An 18,408-nucleotide genomic window follows, 5' to 3' on the forward strand; every position below is an offset into this window, starting at 1 on the left:
ACACATAAGGTCTGGCAGATTACGGCGATTGCTCGTTCTTCCAGACCTTAATTTTTAAATGTTTAAAGGAGTTTTTCTTATGCCAAAAGAATTTGAAACAAAACGGGTGCTTGTAACCGGTGCAGCTTCAGGGATTGGCCAAGCACAAGCAATTGCCTTTGCTGAGCAAGGTGCTGAAGTTATTGGCATCGACCTAGACGAAACGGGGTTAAAGCAGACAGCCGCACTGGTTAACCCAGATTCTACTAAGCCATTTACTTATTTTGTCGGTGATGTGTCTTCTCCCTCATTTGTGCAAGCCACGATGAAACAAATTGTGAAAAACAACGGCCAAATTGATATTTTATTAAATACGGCAGGTATTTTAGATGATTATCGTCCTTCTCTAGAAACTTCGGAAGCTTTATGGGATCAAATTTTAGCAACCAATTTAAAAAGTGTCTTTTTAGTGACCAATGCTCTATTACCTTATTTCCTCCAACAAAAAAAAGGAGTAATCGTTAATATGGCATCTATCGCTGGCTTAGTAGCTGGGGGCGGCGGCGCAGCGTACACTGCCTCCAAACACGCAATCATCGGGTATACAAAACAACTTTCCTACGATTATGCCAAATTAGGCATTCGAGCAAATGCGATTGCGCCAGGTGCCATCCAAACACCCATGAACGCAGCTGATTTTGTAGGAGAAGGTGAAATGGCTACTTGGGTAGCACGTGAAACACCCGCGGGCCGTTGGGCACAGCCACAAGAGGTAGCAAAACTTTCATTATTTCTAGCTAGTGATGACGCTGATTATATCCACGGCACAGTTATGACCATTGATGGTGGTTGGACCATGAAATAAAAAGACTTTACAGAGTGTCTGTTCTTCAGTAACATGTAACACAGTGAGGAAACTCACACCATAACACTTCAGTTGGCTTTGCTGCCCTTCCTTTGGTTATGGTTATCACTAAAACACGTCGTTGTTTTATAAAGGAGAATCTTAAATGAATCATTCATCAAATCCACAAACCAGTACGTGGTCAGCTACGGCTTTGGCTAAAATGGCGCTGGTTACCGCTTTGTATGTCGTTGTCACTGTACTTCTCGCTCCGCTTAGTTTTGGTCCGATACAGCTTCGTCTTGCCGAATTATTTAATTATTTAGGCGTTTTTAACAAGCGATATATCTGGTCCATTACGTTAGGGGTTGCGATTGCCAACACCGCTTCGCCTCTTGGTATCATCGATATAGTCATCGGTAGTGCTGGAACGTGCGCAGTCTTATGGATTGCCTATTTTGCGACAAAAAACCAGCAAAATTTATTGATTAAACTAATGCTGACGGCCATTCTTTTTGCTTTGTCCATGTTCACTGTCGCCGGACCCTTAACGTTCTTTTATCAGTTACCTTTTTGGTACACATGGTTGACCGTTGGACTTGGTGAACTTCTTTCAATGACGGTCGGCGGCATCCTGATTTACGTATTAAATAAAAAAATACAGCTTGTAAAACGCATCGAAGAATAAAAAAGCGCTTGGGGTTTAAACCCCAAGCGCTTTTTAGCACTATCCTTTAGGTTGAATGAAGTCTGCTTGCCATTTTCCAAGAGATGGATTGTAATCAAAATACCAAAGTTGTGAAAAATATTGTTTTTGATGCTTGTATCCCGATAAAACACGACCGCTTTGAGTATCTTCCTCGTAGTCAATACAAGAAAAATGAAGCATCAGTGAAAAACTGGTTTCACTAATAGGATGATAATTCGAAGCTGGCGCTACTTTCACTTTTTTCACATGATTTCTGATGCCCGCTTGTTGATTTGCTTGTAATACTGCAAGATGTTTTTGATAAAGTTTTTCTGTATAGTTATCTTTGACCACAGACAAGTTTTCTTGATCCCACGCTTGTTGTATTTCTAAAAACGTTTGTTGTATTTCTTTTAAGAGTGCCTTTTTTTCTTTTGATGTTCCAGGTAATGCTGCCCACATTTCTTGAAAAGCTCCTTCATCGACTGGTTGATTTCTACGGCGTCTTTGCCAAATCATCGTGCCCCCAAAAAGAACAAAAAACACTGTTGAAATTAAGCCTTCCAGTGGCGTTGTGTTGCTGGTCCCGGTCTCGTTATGATGAACATAACTTCTTGATCCATCACCGCTTGGCGAAAAACCATTCGAGGGATTACCTCCGCTAGGACTTTCTACACGTCCGCCGCCATAGCCACCAGCTACAGCCGCCGCTTGATTAGGCCATAAACAAAAGGCCATGGCACAACCCACAAAAACTAAAATTAACTTTCTCATTTTCTCACCTTTCGACCCCTTCAAACCAACAAATGAATAAATAGACGCAGAATACTAAACAAAGCGCCAAGATTAACAATGATTAATAATACCTTCAGCCATCTGCCATATGGTTGTACTGATTGATAACTTCGTTGATAAATACTCAAGCCAAACAGGACCGCTGGCCACATAAATATACTAGATCTTGGGCCAAACGAATTCCCCTCGCCCCAAAAATTCACATGAATGGGCACATGAGCTGGTAAATCAGGATAAACCACCGCACTTAATAACAGTAAACAGACTGCCAAGACACTTGTAACAATAAACAACCCCTGACTAACTTTTTCAATCTGCTTGTTTCTCATTATCTTAGCTTTCTCCTCTAGTTTAATGATGGATATACTTTCAGTTTATGCCTCCCTATCTGAATTTGCAATAAAAAAAAGACAAGGAAACATTCTATTAAATGTCCTTGCCTCTGTTTTTGAAAATCCTAAATCAAGCCTTTCACACCTATATCTTTTCGGTAGTACATTCCAGGAAATGAGTAATTATCCAATGTTTGATAAACTTTTTTGCGGGCTTCTTCAAGAGTCGAAGCAGTTGCTTCTGCTAAAAAGATTCGTCCGCCAGCCGAAACCAGAGCCTGTTCTGAACGAGTTACCCCTGCATAATAGATGGTTGCACCAGACATTTCTGGCAATGGTAGATTTGTCTTATATTGATTAGGATAGCCTTCTGCTGCTACAACAACACCAACACTCGCTAACTCATTCCATGCAATCGTTGGTTGCTCTTTCACCAGCAATGAAGAAATTATTTCTGAAAGGGGACTCTCTAAACGTGCCAACACAACTTGTGTTTCTGGATCCCCAAATCGAGCATTAAATTCAATAACCTTGGGGCCAGTTGCTGTTTGGATTAAACCAGCATATAAAATCCCTTGAAACGGACGTTTTTCAGCCACCATTCCTTTAGCAGTCGGTTTCAGGACTTGGCTAATGGCTTGCTGAACCGCTTCTTCTGGGATCTGAGGCACTGGTGTGTAAGCACCCATCCCCCCTGTATTCGGACCAGCATCCCCATCGAAAATCCGCTTATGATCTTGAGCAATCACCATCGGATATACCTTCTCATTAGAAACAAAAGCCATTAAGGAAAATTCTTCTCCTTGCAAAAATTCTTCGATTACGACCGTTTGACCGCTTGCTCCAAATTGTTGGTCCTCCATCATCGCAACTAGCGCCCGTTTTGCGGCTGCTTTTGTTTCGGCAACTACTACTCCTTTTCCAGCTGCCAAACCATCTGCCTTAATAACAATTGGTACTCCTTGCTGTTCAATATATTCTAAGGCAGGTGCCAAACGTCGAAAGACCCGATATTCCGCCGTTGGAATCTGGTATTTTTGCATAAAATCTTTCGCAAAACTTTTTGAACCTTCAATTATTGCAGCTGATTTTGTCGGGCCAAAAATCAGTAATCCCGCTGCTTGAAAGGCATCTACAATACCTTCAATTAATGGCGTTTCCGGTCCGACGAATGTCCAATCAATCTGATTATCCTTTGCAAATTGAATTAGTTCCGTTTGCTGCTCTTCACTGATAGGTACAGTCCGAATATTATCACCACTCATACCAGGATTACCTGGTGCACAATAAACAGTCTTGACTTTATTTTCTTGCTGTAATTTTTTGGCGATTGCATGTTCACGACCACCACGCCCAATCACTAATATATTCATCGGTTTCTCCTTTAAAAATTAATGTTTGAAATGACGAGTCCCAGTAAAAATCATCGCAATGCCATAATGATTCGCTAGATCGATTGATGCTTGGTCTTTAATGCTCCCGCCTGGCTGAATAATTGCTTGAATACCATGTTGTGCAGCATATTCCACACTATCTGCCATGGGGAAAAAGGCATCACTTGCTAAGACGGCCCCTTGTAATTTTCCAGCTGCTTGGGCTTGATCAACTGCAATTTTTACTGAACCAATTCGATTCATTTGACCAGCGCCAATCCCCACCGTTTGGCTTTCATTGGCTAAAACAATAGCGTTTGATTTTACATGCTTGACTGCTTTCCAAGCAAAGTTCAAGGCGTCTCTTTCGGCTGGTGTGGGTTGGCGCTCTGTAACAACTTGCCATGCTTGGTCATTTTCAACAACTGTATCCTGTTCTTGAATTAATAACCCGCCCATAACAGAAACTAATTCCACCGCTTTTTTTTCTTGAGCATGAAAATCTAACGTTAACAAACGAAGATTCTTTTTCTGAGATAACAATGCCAGAGCTTTTTCCTCAAAACTAGGCGCAATAATTATCTCTAAAAAGATTTGATGCATTTCAGCCGCAGTCGCTTGGTCCACTGGACGATTCAAAACAACAATGCCACCAAAAATTGAAACTGGATCTGCTTCAAATGCCTGACGATAGGCTGCCAAAATCGTTTTTCCTGTTCCAATTCCACATGGGTTCATATGTTTAACAGCGACGACCGTAGGTTCTGTAAACTCGCTAGCAATCCGGAGTGCTGCATCAGCATCTCGAATATTGTTATATGACAGTTCTTTGCCATGAAGTTGTCGAGCGGAAGCAATGGATAATGATACAGGTACAACGGATTGATAAAAGGTGGCCTGTTGATGGCTATTTTCACCATAGCGCAATGTTTGCTTACGTTCATAAGTAAGCGTCTGTTTCTCTGGTTCAGTTTCACCCACTTGCGTCGTTAAATAGTCAGCGATAAGCGCGTCATAAGCAGCGGTATGACGAAAGACTTTTGCTGCTAATCTTTTTCTAGTGGCTAACTGGCTAGTTCCAGTGCTGCTAATTTCACTTAATACCTGTTCATAATCACTAGGATCAACCACTGCTGTTACGTCTTGATAATTTTTTGCCGCTGAACGTAACATGCTAGGACCGCCAATATCAATCATTTCAATCGCTTCTGCTTCAGAGATTGTTGGTTTTAAAATTGTTTCTTTAAATGGATAAAGATTCACTACTACAAGGTCAATAAAATGAATGCCTTGTTCAGTCAGTGCTTTTTGATGCGCTTGGTTTCCCCTTTTTGCCAAAAGTCCGCCATGGATATTCGGATGTAACGTTTTGACACGACCATCTAACATTTCTGGAAAGCCAGTGATGTCGTCAATAGCAAGTGTCGGTACCCCCGCTTCTTCTAAGACAGTCCTTGTTCCCCCAGTGGAGATAATTTCAAAGCCATTTGCAACTAAGCCTGCTGCAAATGTTGTCACTCCTGTTTTGTCTGAAACGCTAATCAATGCTCTTTTGGTCATTTCATTGTCTCCTTTACAATTTGTGAAATTATTTTTGGGTACCATTCGTGCTCAAGAGCATGAATTTTCTCTGCTAATGTGTCCAATGTATCTTCAGTATCAATCTTGGTGGTTGTTTGGAAAATAATCGGTCCTGTATCAACCCCAGAGTCAACATAATGGATAGTGATTCCTGTTATTTTCACTCCATAATGAAATGCCTCTTCAATTCCGTGAAGACCTGGAAAACTAGGTAACAGCGAAGGATGAATATTGACGATTCTCTTTGGATAAGCCTCCAGTAAAGTCTTGCCGATAATTCTCAAATAACCAGCTAACACGATTAAATCGATCTGATGCTCTTTTAAATGTTTCAATACTTGTTCCTCATACTGCCCACGAGATGGAAAATCAGATGGCGAAAAGCAAACAACGGGAATCTTGCGTTTTTGGGCACGGGTCAATACGTAGGCTTCAGGCTGATCACAAAAGACTAAGCTCAACTGCCCTGCGATTTTTTTCTGGGAAAAAGCTGCAGCAATCGCCTCAAAATTGCTACCATTGCCAGATGCAAAAACAGCTATCTTCATACGGATTCCTTAAAAATAACGGCTTTCGTTTTCCTAGGTACCAAACGACCAATTTCAAAAGCTTCTGGCAAAAGCTCCTGAACTTTTTCAACATGCTCTGGACTCACCGCTAAAATCATCCCTAAGCCCATATTGAAAATTTCATACATTTCTTCAGATGGAATTTCACCGTATTTTTGAATCAATTTAAAAATTGGTAGCACTGGCCAACTATTTAATTGAATCTCTGCAGCTAATGAAGAAGAAAACATTCTTGGTAGATTTTCTAAAAACCCGCCACCAGTAATATGCGCAGCCCCATGCACGAGTCCTGCTTTTAACAATGGCAATAATTCCTTCACATAAATTTTTGTTGGTGTTAATAATTCTTCCCCTAACGTTTTGGGTGCCAATTCTGGAAGCTTGTCCGTTGTTTTAAACGAATGTTTCTTAAAAAAAACATTTCTTACTAAAGAGTAACCATTAGAATGAAGACCACTTGAAGGGAGACCAATCAAGAAATCGCCTTCTTTTACGTTACTTGGAGTCAAGAGTTGACTTTTCTCAGCAATACCCACGGCAAAACCAGCCACGTCATAAGCATCTGCTTCATACATATCAGGCATTTCAGCTGTTTCGCCCCCAATTAAGGCTGCATTCGCCTCACAACAGCCAGCCGCAACACCCGCAACAATTGCTTCAACTTTAGCTGGATTAACGATCCCTAACGCTAAATAATCTAAAAAATATAACGGTTCGGCGCCTTGTGCGACGACATCATTGACACACATTGCTACACAATCAATTCCGATTGTCTCGTGTCTCTGTTCTTCAATTGCCAAGAGTAACTTTGTCCCTACGCCATCCGTTCCTGATACCAAAACTGGTTCTTTAAGCTTGTAACTACTTAAATCAAAACAACCACCAAAACCACCAAGCATGCCCAACGTTCCCGTCCGTTGTGTCTTTTGGCTATGCTTTTGAATTCGTTCCACTACTTCGTATCCCGCCTCAACATTTACGCCAGCTTTTGAATAGGCATTTTCCATGTCAATTCCTCCTAGTTTCTTTTTTCAAGGATGCTTGATATTGTTCTTCATAATCATACAAAGGCGTTGGATAGTCTCCATTAAAGTAAGCCATACACAGCCCAGAATAAGGAGCATCATAATTTAATTGAATCCCATCAATCAGCCCTGCTTCACTCAAAAAAGCCAGCGAATCTGCGCCAATCTGCTCTTTGATCTCTTCAATTGAATAGTTTGCCGCAATTAGTTCGTCCCTCGTCTGTATATCAATGCCATAAAAACACGGATATTTTAATGGCGGTGAAGCAATTCTGACATGAACTTCTTGCGCTTCTGCTTCTTTTAATAAATGGATAATGCGCCGAATAGTGGTCCCGCGAACAATCGAATCATCTACTAAAACGACTTTTTTTCCTTTGACCACGCCACGAACTGCCGATAGTTTCATACGGACACCTTGTTCTCTTAATTCTTGTGTCGGCTGGATGAATGTTCGAGCGACATATTGATTTTTTACTAAACCTAGTTCGTAAGGAATCTGTGCTTCTTCTGCATAGCCGCTAGCTGCAGACAATGACGAGTTCGGTACCCCAACTACCATATCAGCTGCGACTGGACTTTCGATCGCCAAGTTCTTTCCCATTCTTTTACGAGCTGTATGCACATTAACTCCAGCAATATTTGAATCTGGCCGTGCAAAATAAATATATTCCATTGCACAAATTGCCGGTTGGACTTCCGTAGTGAAAACCTCTATTTTCAAGCCTTCATCAGAAATGATGACTACTTCACCAGGCGCCACATCTTGAATAAAGCGAGCCCCAACTGTTTCTAATGCACACGTTTCGGATGCCACAACGTACGCCCCATTGTTCATTTGTCCGATGGAGAGAGGGCGAAAGCCGTTGGGATCTAGTGCAGCAATCATCATCGTTTCTGTTAATAAAAGATAAGCAAAGCCCCCCTTAACCAAATTCAAGCTCTCTTTTAGTTTATCGAGAAACGAGGCAGCAGTGCTTTTTCGAATCAAGTGCATTAAAATTTCAGTGTCTGAATTGGAATGAAAAATAGCGCCTTCTCTTTCTAGTTGTTTTCGTAAACGTTTGGCATTTGTCAAATTGCCATTGTGTGCTAACCCAATTTGACTATCATAAAATTTAAATAAAAATGGCTGAATATTATCCACGCTACCCGTACCAGCGGTTGCATAGCGTACATGACCAATAGCCGCCGTTCCTTCTAATGCATTCAGTTGTTCTTGCTTTTGGAATACTTCTGCTAATAAACCTAAATCACGGTGGCCATCTAATTTCCCAGAATTGTTCGCCACAATTCCCGCGCCTTCTTGGCCTCGATGCTGTAAGCTGTGTAAGCCAAAATAGGTCACTTGTGCCGCATCAGGATGACCCCAAATACCAAAAATACCACACTCTTCATTTAAGCTTTTTGCTTCATAAGACATGGAATCGCATCCTCCCATAAGGCTTTGGCTTCTTTTGTTGAACAATTGATCACATCATCTAACGCATGAATGACCAAACCAGTTTCAGTCACTTTTCCAATATGTTGGGCTTTTCTTCCGATAAGTGTTTCAAATGCTTCTTGATGCTGGGGACTAACTGAAAGAATAAAACGGGATTGCGTCTCCGCAAATAGATATTCTTTTGTCAATGGCAGTGTCACCTGTAACCCCAGTTCGTTAGCAAAAGCCGACTCGGCTAAAGCAACGGCAACGCCGCCTTCAGCGCAATCATGCGCGCTAGCAACTAGGCCTGCTTGAATTGCTTTTAAAACTAATTCTTGGTTTGCTTTTTCCTCTTTTAAATCAAATGAGCGTAATTGCCCTTCAATTCGACCCAGTTGCATTTTTTGAATTTCTGAGCCGTTAAAATCTGCTTGGGTTTCACCGATGAGATAAATTAAGTCATCAACTTGTTTAAACGCTTGTGTGGTAATTTGTGAAACATCTTCAATCACTCCCACCATACCAATCATCGGCGTAGGGTAAATGGCTTGACCATCTGTTTCATTGTAAAGAGAGACGTTCCCTGAAATCACGGGTGTTCCTAGCTGACGGCAGGCGGCGGCGATTCCATCCGCCGACGTCCATAATTCCCAAAAACTTTCTGGTTTATCTGGGGAACCATAATTCAAGCAATCAGTGATAGCCAAAGGTTGTGCTCCACTTGCTACAATATTACGGGCTGCTTCTGCAACCGCAATTTGCCCACCAATTTCAGGATTTAAATACAAATAACGGCTATTACAATCTGTCGTCATCGCTAAGGCTTTATTGGTGCCCCGCACTCTTAAAACAGCTGCATCACTTCCTGGTTGCACCACTGTATTCGTTTGTACTTGACTATCATAGGTTTCGTAAACTGATTTTTTCGATGCAATCGTTGGCTGTTGCAATAGGCGTTTTAATAATTCCGTACTATTCGTAATTTCTGGAATGAAGGGCGCTAATTTTTTAAAAGCACGCATACGTTCTGGTTCTTGATAGGCTTTCTGGTAAACAGGTGCTTCTTCTGCTAAAGCATCTACTGGTACATCTGCGACTATTTTGCCACTGTGAAAGACACGATACTGTCCATCATCTGTTACGGATCCAATCGTTACCGCTTCTAAGTCATATGTTTGAAACAATTCACAAACTTGCTGTTCTGCTCCTTTTTCCACACAGATTAACATCCGTTCTTGGGACTCAGACAAGAGCATTTCATAGGGGCTCATCTGCGTCTCTCTCTGTGGAACTTTATCTAGCTCTAGAATCAAGCCTGAACCTGCTTTTGATGCCATTTCAGCACTTGAAGAAACCAAGCCAGCCGCCCCCATATCTTGGATGCCGATTAAAATATCTTGATGATTTTTGATTAAATCAAGACAAGCTTCCAATAATAATTTTTCCATAAACGGATCACCTACTTGTACCGCAGATCGTTGCTGTTCTTCACCTTCACTAAATTCTTCTGAAGCAAAGGTCGCACCATGAATTCCATCTCGTCCTGTTTTCGCACCTACGTAAAGAATGCTATTTCCGACGCCTTTTGCTTGGCCTTTTTGAATTTCATCATGACGAATCAATCCCACACACATAGCATTAACAAGTGGGTTTCCTTGATAACATGGCTCAAAAGCAATTTCGCCGCCAACGGTTGGAATACCAATACAATTTCCATAACCGCTAATCCCCGCCACAACTTCTTGAAACAAATAACGTGTTCGTGCATCCGTCAGTTCGCCAAATCTTAGCGAATCCAGTAAAGCAATCGGCCGCGCCCCCATACTGAAAATATCGCGAATAATTCCACCAACGCCTGTAGCTGCTCCTTCGTAAGGTTCTACTGCAGAAGGATGATTATGGCTCTCTGCTTTAAAAACAACAGCTAATCCGTCACCAATATCGACAATCCCAGCTCCTTCACCAGGGCCTTGAAGCACTTGTGGCCCTTCCGTCGGAAACTTTTTTAAAACGGGCTTGGAATTTTTGTAAGAGCAATGTTCACTCCACATCACGGAGAATAAGCCAGTTTCTGTATAATTAGGTTCTCTTTGCAAAATGGTCTCAATCTGATGATATTCTTCATCTGTTAGTCCCCATTCTGCATACAACCGTGTCTCCTTGATTTCTTTTGGTGTTGGTTCATTCATCATTGGCTTAATTCCTTTCCAAAGTTTTTAATGATTGAAGCAAAAAAGCTGCGTCCATCTGTTGAACCTAACAATTCTTCCATCGCTCGTTCCGGATGAGGCATCATTCCTAGAACATTGCCCTGTTCATTACAAATACCAGCAATATTCGCAAGACTACCGTTCACCTTTTCTTGATACGTAAAAACAATTTGGTTCTTTTCTTTCAGCTCTTTCAACGTTTTTTCATCACAATAGTAATTCCCTTCGCCATGTGCTACTGGTAAATGTATCGAAACATTTTCAGGATACTCGCTTGTAAACTTTGTGTGCGTATTCACTTTCAATGGGACACTTTTACAAATAAAACGAAGCGAATCATTTCTTAACAACGTACCAGGAAGCAAGCCAATTTCTGTTAAAATTTGAAAGCCATTACAAGTACCAAAAACCATTTTGCCTTCTGTAGCAAAGCGAATCACCTCATTGATAATTGGCGAAAACCGAGCAATTGCACCACAACGTAAGTAATCGCCATAAGAAAAACCACCAGGCAACAATACGCCATCAAATTTTGCTAAAGAAGTGGCATCGTGTCGGACAAATTCTGCATCGACGCCCATCACCTCTTTGACAGCCCACAATAAGTCTGCATCACAATTGGATCCTGGAAAAACAATCACTGCCAATTTCATTTAAATTTCCTCCAAAGATAAAATTTCAAAACGATAGGATTCCATATTTACATTGGCTAATAGTTGATCACAAATTTGTTCAATTTTCTCTTCAATTGCTTCTGTCTGCTGGACGTGCATTTCAAAATACTTACCGACACGGATTTCGGCTACTTCTGTAAAACCAAGCCGATGGACTGCTTCCTTAACCGCTTCACCTTGGGGATCCAAAATTGATTCTTTATACGTAACATAGACTTTGACAAAATACATACGCGCTTCCTCCTCAATTAGCTGTTAGTAAACGTTGTAAAACTTCTTCATATACAGGAACTATTTCTCCTAATTCACGGCGATAAACATCTTTATCCAGATGTTCGTTTGTGTTTAAATCCCATAGACGACAGGTGTCTGGAGAAATTTCATCTGCCAGTAACAATTGATTGGCCTTCGTCCGACCAATCTCGATTTTAAAATCGATCAAACAAATATTGAGGCGTTGAAAGAGTTGACTAAGCGCCTGATTAATTTGTAAAGCCAATGCTTTAATCTCCACAATTTCAGCAGGAGTGGCTACTTTTAGAAATTGAATATGGTCTTCGTTAATAAAAGGATCATCCAGACGATCTTCTTTGTAATAAAATTCGATAATGGGCGTCACTAATTTAGTGCCCTCTTCAATCGCTAAACGCTTTGAAAAACTTCCTGCCGCATAATTACGTACGACAACTTCCAAAGGAATCATTTCTACGGCCTGAATTAATTGTTCGTGTTCAGATACTTTTTTGATAAAATGATTGGGAATCTTTTGTTGCTGTAAATGTTCAAAAATTAGACTAGTGATTTGATTATTTAAAGCGCCTTTCCCAAGAACTTTGTCTTTTTTTTGACCGTTTAAAGCTGTTGCTTGATCAAGATATTCCACAAAAAGAACCGCTGCATTTTCTGTTTGATACAACTTCTTCGCTTTTCCTGTATACACAAGTGCTTTCTTTTCCATTCTTTCCCTCTTCTCGTTAGCTTCATGAACGCTATTCTTTCTAAGTCAGCTGATTCACATCAGTTAAAAACTTACATTAGTTATAAAAAAACAATAATCGTTCGTGTTTGTCGAATGTAAAAATAAAAAACTTGCTTGGAGCAAGCATTTATTAAGTTACGTTCCAAATACCAACAGTCTCAATTTCCTTTAACGTTTCTGATAAGCAAGGTGTTGTAATGGTGACGTGGCCCATTTTTCTGCCAACTTTTGATTCGGCTTTTCCATAGTAATGGACTTGCCAAGTGGGTTTTGACGTGCATAACTGGTAGCTTTTTTCTAAGTGTTCACCTAAGAGATTCACCATAACCACTGGTTGAAGTAACTGGGGTAACCCAATGCCCCAATTGCTAATCCCTCGAATATGCGCATCAAATTGACTAAATGAGCAAGCTTCAATTGAGTAATGACCTGAGTTATGAGGCCGTGGCGCTAATTCATTGACGTACAACTCTTCTGAATCTGTTAAAAACAGTTCGATAGCTAAAACCCCAGATAAATTTAATTCCTCAGCAATGTGTTGCGCCAATTCCGCTGCTTTTTGTTGCACATTCTCAGAAATTCGAGCTGGCACAATTGATTCATGCAAGATATTCTTTCGATGAATGTTTTCAGATACAGGAAAGCTTTGGTAACCATGCTTATTCCCTGCAACGATGATTGAAAGTTCTTTAGTGAAAGGCACCCACTTTTCTAATTCACAAGTAGCGTTAGCTAATAATTCAGTCGCTTGGGAGAAATCCTCTTCGCATTTTAAGACGACCTGTCCTTTTCCATCGTATCCACCTTGAATAGTTTTTAAGACACATGGAAAACCAATCTTTTCTGTTGCTTGTGGCAGCTCTTTCTGACTTTTCACTTCCGCAAAAGGGGCAATCTTACAGCCAATCGATTGAAGAAACGTTTTTTCAAGCAATCGATTTTGAGTAATTTTTAACAATTCTGTTCCTTGTGGCACCTTTTCTAGTGGAATGGCCTTTTCTAGGGAGGCCACTTCAATATTTTCAAATTCATAGGTGATCACATCGCATAACTCTGCTAGTTCAGTTAAAGCAGATATCTGATCAAAGGCTGCCACAATTTGACGGTCAGCTACTTGACCAGCTGGACTATTGAGCGTTGGGTCCAACACAATCATTTGGAAACCCATTTTTTTACCACTCATGACTAGCATTCGCCCTAACTGTCCCCCACCTATAATGCCAATAGTTGCTCCGACTTTTAAAGGTTTATTCAAGTTGTTCCCCACTTTCCATAACCGCTTTTTCCAATGATTGTCGTCTTGCTTGGATTCTTTCTGCTAACTGTAAATCATCAATACTTAGTATTTCTGCAGCTAATAACCCAGCATTGGTAGCACCTGCTGAGCCAATCGCAGTTGTTGCTACAGGAACTCCCCCTGGCATCTGCACAATAGACAACAGTGAATCAATACCGTTTAATGTTCGTGTTTTAACTGGAACACCAATGACAGGTAAGGTTGTCTTTGCAGCTACCATCCCTGGTAAATGGGCCGCTCCACCAGCGCCAGCGATAATAACCTTCAATCCTTTTGTTCGTGATTCCTCTGCAAAACGAAACATCAAATCAGGGGTCCTATGTGCTGATATCACTCGTTTTTCATAAGGAATTCCCAACTCTTCCAACACAAGACAAGCAGCTTTCATCGTTGCCCAGTCTGAGGTACTTCCCATAATCACAGCGACTAATGGTTTCATGAATGTAATAACTCCTTCCGCCTTTTTTCACTGTTATTCTAACAATGAGAAAAAGAGATGTCAAAGAAAAACCGAAATATTATAGATTAAAATTATATAATGTTCGTGTTTATCAAAAAAAGAGTCATCGGAAAGATGACTCTTTTTTTGCTATTTTTAGCGTTGCTTCCTCTTTAAGAAGAAACGTCGCCTGTATTAATAACTGGTTGTGTGCCCTTATCAGTAATGATTGAGACTAGTAAATTATTAATAAGTTGTACTTTTCGTTCATCGGTAAAATTAATTTCTTGCCCTTCTTCAATCTGTTCTAAGGCCATTTGTGTCATGCTTACCGCACCTTCAACAATTGTTTGTCGAGCCGCTAAGATTGCTTTTGCTTGCTGTCTTTGCAACATGGAGCTAGCAATTTCAGTTGCATAAGCTAAATGATTCAACCGTGTTTCGATAACCTCTACACCAGCCACTGCTAAGCGTTCTTGCAATTCTTTGGTTAACTCCTCGGAAATTTGTTCGGTATTTCCTCGCAGAGTTACATCATTATCTGAAAAAGTGTCATAAGGATATTGTGTTGCTACATGCCGGATTGCCGTTTCGCTTTGAATTTCCACAAAGTCTTGATAATAATCGACATTAAATAACGCCTTAGCTGTATCGACTACCCGAAAAACGATGACCGCAGAGATTTCGATTGGATTCCCGTCAGAGTCATTGACTTTTAATAGAGAACTATTGAAATTTCGTACTTTCAAAGAAATGTTCATTTTTTGCGTAAATGGAATGGTAATAAACAACCCATTTTCTTTAATCGTACCTAAGTAGCGACCAAAAAATAAAATAGCTTTCGCCTGATTGGGACTAACAATGGTTAAAGAACTTAAAAATAAAATAGCCCCAATTAACAAAATAATACCTAAAACTACAAGAACTCCATTGGTATGACTCGCTCCATAAATAAATAAACCAATTCCCGCAATTAAAATAACTAATAAGCTCGCAATTCCTACGTAACCACTCATATAAAATGTTTTTTTCTCTTCCATCTGTTTCACTCTCCTAACTCATTTATCTGGTCCTTATTATACACCTCATTGCCTTCAATAGAGTAACTTTTAACATTAAATAAACTGATTTTTTCGGGGCTCTTGTAGTATACTGAGAACAAAGAAATCCCAAGAAAAGGAGTGATAGAATGCGCTATTTAAGCAAGGACATTTTAGAGGAAGTCATCACTCAACGCCCCTCTGACTCTTATAAAAGTAATTTTGGGCGTGTTGTATTAATCGGAGGAAACCGACAATATGGCGGAGCCATCATCATGAGTACCGAAGCGTGTATCAATAGTGGCGCTGGTCTCACCACTGTGATTACTGATGTTAAAAATCACGGGCCTTTACATGCAAGATGCCCAGAAGCGATGGTCGTGGGCTTTGAAGAAACAGTCCTTCTGACGAACGTCGTAGAGCAAGCGGAGGTTATTTTAATTGGTCCAGGTTTAGGCTTAGATGCTACTGCACAACAAATATTAAAGATGGTACTCGCCCAACATCAAAAACAACAATGGTTAATTATCGATGGCTCAGCGATTACCCTGTTTAGCCAAGGCAATTTTTCCCTTACCTATCCTGAAAAAGTTGTTTTCACACCTCATCAAATGGAATGGCAACGTTTGAGTCACTTACCTATTGAGCAACAAACACTGGTAAATAACCAGCGCCAACAAGCAAAATTAGGCAGTACGATTGTTTTAAAAAGTCATCGCACCACAATTTTCCACGCAGGAGAACCTTTTCAAAATACAGGTGGCAACCCTGGGATGGCTACTGGCGGAACTGGGGATACCTTGGCTGGCATCATTGCTGGTTTTTTAGCTCAGTTTAAGCCGACAATTGAAACCATTGCTGGCGCCGTCTACTTACACAGTCTCATTGGAGATGATTTGGCCAAAACTGACTATGTTGTTTTACCAACGAAGATTAGTCAAGCCTTGCCGACATATATGAAAAAATATGCCCAGCCCCACACTGCACCTGATTCTGAACTATTAGAACAGAAGCGTTCGAGATAAAACCCGAAAAGGCTAAATGGTGACAAATTTTGGGTTAAAAAGCAGGATTTAAGCTTGGGCCGAAAATCAAAAGCGATTTTCATCCCAGGCTCTCTTTTTATTTTTCCTTATAAACATTTTTTAACGTTAATGGAGCGCCAAAGGTATGAAAATTCAAGCCTTTGACTTTATCATTTTGCAGGACTGTTTGTTCATTTTGGCTAAGTGGAATCATACCAGCAGTCGTTTCAATCACTTCTTTTTCAGCTGCAATCAGGGTCACCCATCTTTTTTCTGGCTCTAAGGCATAGGTTGTGGCTGCTTCATCTAATAATTTGTCATAGACAGGGTTCTGATAATTGCGATCATTGCCCTTGTATAAAGTCATCAGGGTAGAAATAGGATCTTGATAGTCTGGTGTCCAGTAAATTAAGAATAAATCATAGTCACTTTCTCGCCCAAAGTTCAATGCAGCTTCGGTCGGCAATGCGGTTAGCTCTATTGTCAAACCAGGAAACAGTTCTTGTAGCGAGCCTTGCAAACTTTCACCAATTTTTTTGTAAGAACCATCATCTGTTACCATCAATTCAACGTTAACCTTTTCTCCTAATTCTGCTTGTGCTTTTTTCCAATAACTTTGCGCTTTTTCTTTGTTATAAACCATTAAATTACCTGCTTCTTGACGAAAATCGAGACCCGTTGTGGGATTCGCCACAAAGCCTTCCGTAATCGCACCATGTAAAGCTTTAGAACCATCTGCAATAATATTATTGACTAGATTTTCTTTATCTATTCCTAAAGCCAATGCTTTACGCAGGTTTTCGTTTGCAAGCGGCGTTGCTTGCCCTTTCCGTTTTTGATTTAAGCGTAAGTAGTTCATTGTCGCTGTTGGGTACGAATGATACAGCATATTATTTTTATTCTGTTGCGCCAGTTCACCACTTAGTGTAGCCACATCTAATTGTCCATCTTCAAAAAGATTCAATGCAGTAGATGTTTCTTTGATAACCGTATAATTGATAATGTCTGAGCGCACGTTCTGGCGATCCCAATAGCGATTATTCTTTGCTAGTTGCCAGTCCATCTTTGTTTGCTGCCAATCTTTTACCACAAACGGGCCATTATAGACGACTTTATCGCTAGCAGTTCCATAGTCCGCACCAAATTGTTCGACTACTTTTTGATTTTGCGGAAAAAATGTAGGAAAAGCTAACAAGGACGTAAAGTACGGTTTTGGCTCTTTGAGCGTCACTTTTAATGTATAATCATCCACAGCTGTGACACCTAGTTCATTGGGTGCTAATTTCCCAGCTGAGATTTCTGCACCATTTTGAATTGTTTCAACGATGAGGAAGCTATAAACAAAGCCGTTTTTAGGATCAATCATTTTTTTCCAAGCATATTCAAAATCATGTGCTGTGACAGGATCATCGTTACTCCAAACCGCTTCTTTTCTCAAAGAAATCGTGTAGGTTTTTCCATCTTCTGAAATCGTCGGCAATGCTTTTGCTACAGCTGGTACCAATTGGTCTTGTTCATCTAAACTATATAACCCTTCAAACGCTGCAGTTTGGACAATAGCATCTGGAAAATCCAATAATACAGAGGTGTTGAGCGTTGTTAATTCCGAGGGTGACATCAGTTGAACGGCTTCTTTGGTATTTTTCTGTTTCTTTTTATTTTCATTTTTATTGGTACACCCAGCTAAAAATCCTACCAATAAAATACAAACCATTGTGATTTTTAAATACTTTTTCATCTTCTTTCTCCTATAACTCTTCATTTTTTTATACTCTTACTTACAGAAAGACAGCTTCCCGTTTTATTCTGTTCTTTCCACAAGCATCCAGACAACGACCGCCGGCTCCAACCCATCATTATAATTAATGTGCCCCTCACCAGCTTCAATTAATTGGGCTTGTCCAGCTTTTCCAACTAAGTCTTGACCATCTTCTAAAATCGTATGTGCTTCGCCAGAAATCACATAAGAATATTCATCTTGTTCATGGTGAGCATATCCAGCTAAAGGCCGTTTTTCACCAGGCTGTAATGTAATAATGCCCATTTGAACTTGTGCATTTGGTTGGTTTTCTTTATCAAAAAAAATCGTCATTTCTTCTGATTCTGCTGATTTAATAAGCAATAGCTTTCCC

The 18,408-nt window shown here is 40.4% G+C and carries 19 protein-coding genes; 3 read left to right on the forward strand and 16 right to left on the reverse strand.

All coding sequences use genetic code 11. From position 1 onward, the window contains the following. Positions 1-58: 58 nt before the first annotated feature. Positions 59-844 carry a 3-oxoacyl-ACP reductase gene (locus IGK54_RS07620; RefSeq protein ID WP_016616884.1) on the forward strand — a complete coding sequence of 262 codons (786 nt, stop codon included), beginning with the start codon at positions 59-61 and terminating at the stop codon, positions 842-844. A gap of 145 nt (positions 845-989) precedes the next feature. Beyond that, positions 990-1,511, forward strand: coding sequence for a QueT transporter family protein (locus IGK54_RS07625; RefSeq protein ID WP_002385866.1), 522 nt, complete (start codon positions 990-992; stop codon positions 1,509-1,511). Positions 1,512-1,550: 39 nt separating this feature from the next. Here IGK54_RS07625 and IGK54_RS07630 read toward each other — a convergent pair whose 3' ends face one another. The 14 genes from IGK54_RS07630 to IGK54_RS07695 all read right to left on the reverse strand — a co-directional run bounded on the left by IGK54_RS07630 (position 1,551) and on the right by IGK54_RS07695 (position 15,251). Further along, positions 1,551-2,285 carry a TIM44-like domain-containing protein gene (locus tag IGK54_RS07630; RefSeq protein WP_078071503.1) on the reverse strand — a complete coding sequence of 245 codons (735 nt, stop codon included), beginning with the start codon at positions 2,283-2,285 and terminating at the stop codon, positions 1,551-1,553. A 20-nt stretch (positions 2,286-2,305) separates the two neighbouring features. Then, on the reverse strand, positions 2,306-2,635 hold the full coding sequence (locus tag IGK54_RS07635) for a DUF1648 domain-containing protein (protein WP_010821661.1): 330 nt from the start codon (positions 2,633-2,635) through the stop codon (positions 2,306-2,308). A 128-nt stretch (positions 2,636-2,763) separates the two neighbouring features. After that, complete coding sequence (purD, locus tag IGK54_RS07640) at positions 2,764-4,011, reverse strand: phosphoribosylamine--glycine ligase (RefSeq protein WP_016615170.1); 1,248 nt, start codon at positions 4,009-4,011, stop codon at positions 2,764-2,766. A gap of 18 nt (positions 4,012-4,029) precedes the next feature. After that, entirely contained in the window at positions 4,030-5,571 is a 1,542-nt protein-coding gene (gene purH, locus IGK54_RS07645) for a bifunctional phosphoribosylaminoimidazolecarboxamide formyltransferase/IMP cyclohydrolase (RefSeq protein ID WP_025193704.1), read from the reverse strand. Continuing rightward, positions 5,568-6,140, reverse strand: a complete 573-nt coding sequence (purN, locus tag IGK54_RS07650) for a phosphoribosylglycinamide formyltransferase (RefSeq protein ID WP_002360141.1) — start codon at positions 6,138-6,140, stop codon at positions 5,568-5,570. The genes purH and purN overlap by 4 nt, the downstream gene beginning before the upstream one ends. Further along, complete coding sequence (gene purM / locus IGK54_RS07655; RefSeq protein WP_016615172.1) at positions 6,137-7,168, reverse strand: phosphoribosylformylglycinamidine cyclo-ligase; 1,032 nt, start codon at positions 7,166-7,168, stop codon at positions 6,137-6,139. The genes purN and purM overlap by 4 nt, the downstream gene beginning before the upstream one ends. Before the next feature lies 1 nt (position 7,169). Next, entirely contained in the window at positions 7,170-8,609 is a 1,440-nt protein-coding gene (gene purF / locus IGK54_RS07660) for an amidophosphoribosyltransferase (RefSeq protein WP_016615173.1), read from the reverse strand. After that, complete coding sequence (gene purL, locus IGK54_RS07665; RefSeq protein WP_430602853.1) at positions 8,585-10,804, reverse strand: phosphoribosylformylglycinamidine synthase subunit PurL; 2,220 nt, start codon at positions 10,802-10,804, stop codon at positions 8,585-8,587. The genes purF and purL overlap by 25 nt, the downstream gene beginning before the upstream one ends. Then, positions 10,801-11,475, reverse strand: a complete 675-nt coding sequence (gene purQ, locus IGK54_RS07670; protein WP_002361952.1) for a phosphoribosylformylglycinamidine synthase subunit PurQ — start codon at positions 11,473-11,475, stop codon at positions 10,801-10,803. The genes purL and purQ overlap by 4 nt, the downstream gene beginning before the upstream one ends. After that, positions 11,476-11,727, reverse strand: a complete 252-nt coding sequence (gene purS / locus IGK54_RS07675) for a phosphoribosylformylglycinamidine synthase subunit PurS (protein WP_002357271.1) — start codon at positions 11,725-11,727, stop codon at positions 11,476-11,478. It abuts the gene before it with no gap. A gap of 13 nt (positions 11,728-11,740) precedes the next feature. After that, the gene (purC, locus tag IGK54_RS07680; protein ID WP_002357270.1) at positions 11,741-12,454 is read right to left on the reverse strand and encodes a phosphoribosylaminoimidazolesuccinocarboxamide synthase; all 714 of its coding nucleotides are present in this window, start codon (positions 12,452-12,454) and stop codon (positions 11,741-11,743) included. Between the two features lie 151 nt (positions 12,455-12,605). Beyond that, positions 12,606-13,730 carry a 5-(carboxyamino)imidazole ribonucleotide synthase gene (gene purK / locus IGK54_RS07685; RefSeq protein WP_016633268.1) on the reverse strand — a complete coding sequence of 375 codons (1,125 nt, stop codon included), beginning with the start codon at positions 13,728-13,730 and terminating at the stop codon, positions 12,606-12,608. Beyond that, positions 13,723-14,211: a 5-(carboxyamino)imidazole ribonucleotide mutase gene (purE, locus tag IGK54_RS07690; protein WP_002360132.1), complete on the reverse strand. Its 489-nt coding sequence runs from the start codon at positions 14,209-14,211 to the stop codon at positions 13,723-13,725. The genes purK and purE overlap by 8 nt, the downstream gene beginning before the upstream one ends. Positions 14,212-14,384: 173 nt before the next feature. Then, positions 14,385-15,251 (reverse strand): SPFH domain-containing protein, encoded by an 867-nt coding sequence (locus IGK54_RS07695; RefSeq protein ID WP_002366818.1) that lies wholly within the window; start codon positions 15,249-15,251, stop codon positions 14,385-14,387. Positions 15,252-15,400: 149 nt separating this feature from the next. On the opposite strand from IGK54_RS07695, the gene IGK54_RS07700 reads away from it, so the two are divergent. After that, complete coding sequence (locus tag IGK54_RS07700) at positions 15,401-16,276, forward strand: NAD(P)H-hydrate dehydratase (protein WP_002361958.1); 876 nt, start codon at positions 15,401-15,403, stop codon at positions 16,274-16,276. 97 nt (positions 16,277-16,373) lie between these two features. Here IGK54_RS07700 and IGK54_RS07705 read toward each other — a convergent pair whose 3' ends face one another. Next, positions 16,374-18,014, reverse strand: a complete 1,641-nt coding sequence (locus tag IGK54_RS07705) for a peptide ABC transporter substrate-binding protein (protein ID WP_142957141.1) — start codon at positions 18,012-18,014, stop codon at positions 16,374-16,376. A 63-nt stretch (positions 18,015-18,077) separates the two neighbouring features. After that, positions 18,078-18,398: a cupin domain-containing protein gene (locus IGK54_RS07710; RefSeq protein ID WP_016633270.1), complete on the reverse strand. Its 321-nt coding sequence runs from the start codon at positions 18,396-18,398 to the stop codon at positions 18,078-18,080. Between the last annotated feature and the right edge of the window lie 10 nt (positions 18,399-18,408).

The organism is Enterococcus sp. DIV2384 (assembly GCF_050534975.1).
Lineage (GTDB): Bacteria > Bacillota > Bacilli > Lactobacillales > Enterococcaceae > Enterococcus > Enterococcus faecalis.

Coding starts and splice junctions, on each gene's coding strand:
- purE (WP_002360132.1), bottom strand. CDS start 14,211: ATGAAACCATTAGTCGCTGTGATTATGGGAAGTACCTCAGACTGGGCA.
- purN (WP_002360141.1), bottom strand. CDS start 6,140: ATGAAGATAGCTGTTTTTGCATCTGGCAATGGTAGCAATTTTGAGGCG.
- purL (WP_430602853.1), bottom strand. CDS start 10,804: ATGATGAATGAACCAACACCAAAAGAAATCAAGGAGACACGGTTGTAT.
- IGK54_RS07630 (WP_078071503.1), bottom strand. CDS start 2,285: ATGAGAAAGTTAATTTTAGTTTTTGTGGGTTGTGCCATGGCCTTTTGT.
- IGK54_RS07700 (WP_002361958.1), top strand. CDS start 15,401: ATGCGCTATTTAAGCAAGGACATTTTAGAGGAAGTCATCACTCAACGC.
- IGK54_RS07635 (WP_010821661.1), bottom strand. CDS start 2,635: ATGAGAAACAAGCAGATTGAAAAAGTTAGTCAGGGGTTGTTTATTGTT.
- IGK54_RS07705 (WP_142957141.1), bottom strand. CDS start 18,014: ATGAAAAAGTATTTAAAAATCACAATGGTTTGTATTTTATTGGTAGGA.
- purM (WP_016615172.1), bottom strand. CDS start 7,168: ATGGAAAATGCCTATTCAAAAGCTGGCGTAAATGTTGAGGCGGGATAC.
- purH (WP_025193704.1), bottom strand. CDS start 5,571: ATGACCAAAAGAGCATTGATTAGCGTTTCAGACAAAACAGGAGTGACA.
- purF (WP_016615173.1), bottom strand. CDS start 8,609: ATGTCTTATGAAGCAAAAAGCTTAAATGAAGAGTGTGGTATTTTTGGT.
- IGK54_RS07625 (WP_002385866.1), top strand. CDS start 990: ATGAATCATTCATCAAATCCACAAACCAGTACGTGGTCAGCTACGGCT.
- purS (WP_002357271.1), bottom strand. CDS start 11,727: ATGTATTTTGTCAAAGTCTATGTTACGTATAAAGAATCAATTTTGGAT.
- purQ (WP_002361952.1), bottom strand. CDS start 11,475: ATGAAATTGGCAGTGATTGTTTTTCCAGGATCCAATTGTGATGCAGAC.
- IGK54_RS07620 (WP_016616884.1), top strand. CDS start 59: ATGTTTAAAGGAGTTTTTCTTATGCCAAAAGAATTTGAAACAAAACGG.
- purD (WP_016615170.1), bottom strand. CDS start 4,011: ATGAATATATTAGTGATTGGGCGTGGTGGTCGTGAACATGCAATCGCC.
- purC (WP_002357270.1), bottom strand. CDS start 12,454: ATGGAAAAGAAAGCACTTGTGTATACAGGAAAAGCGAAGAAGTTGTAT.
- IGK54_RS07695 (WP_002366818.1), bottom strand. CDS start 15,251: ATGGAAGAGAAAAAAACATTTTATATGAGTGGTTACGTAGGAATTGCG.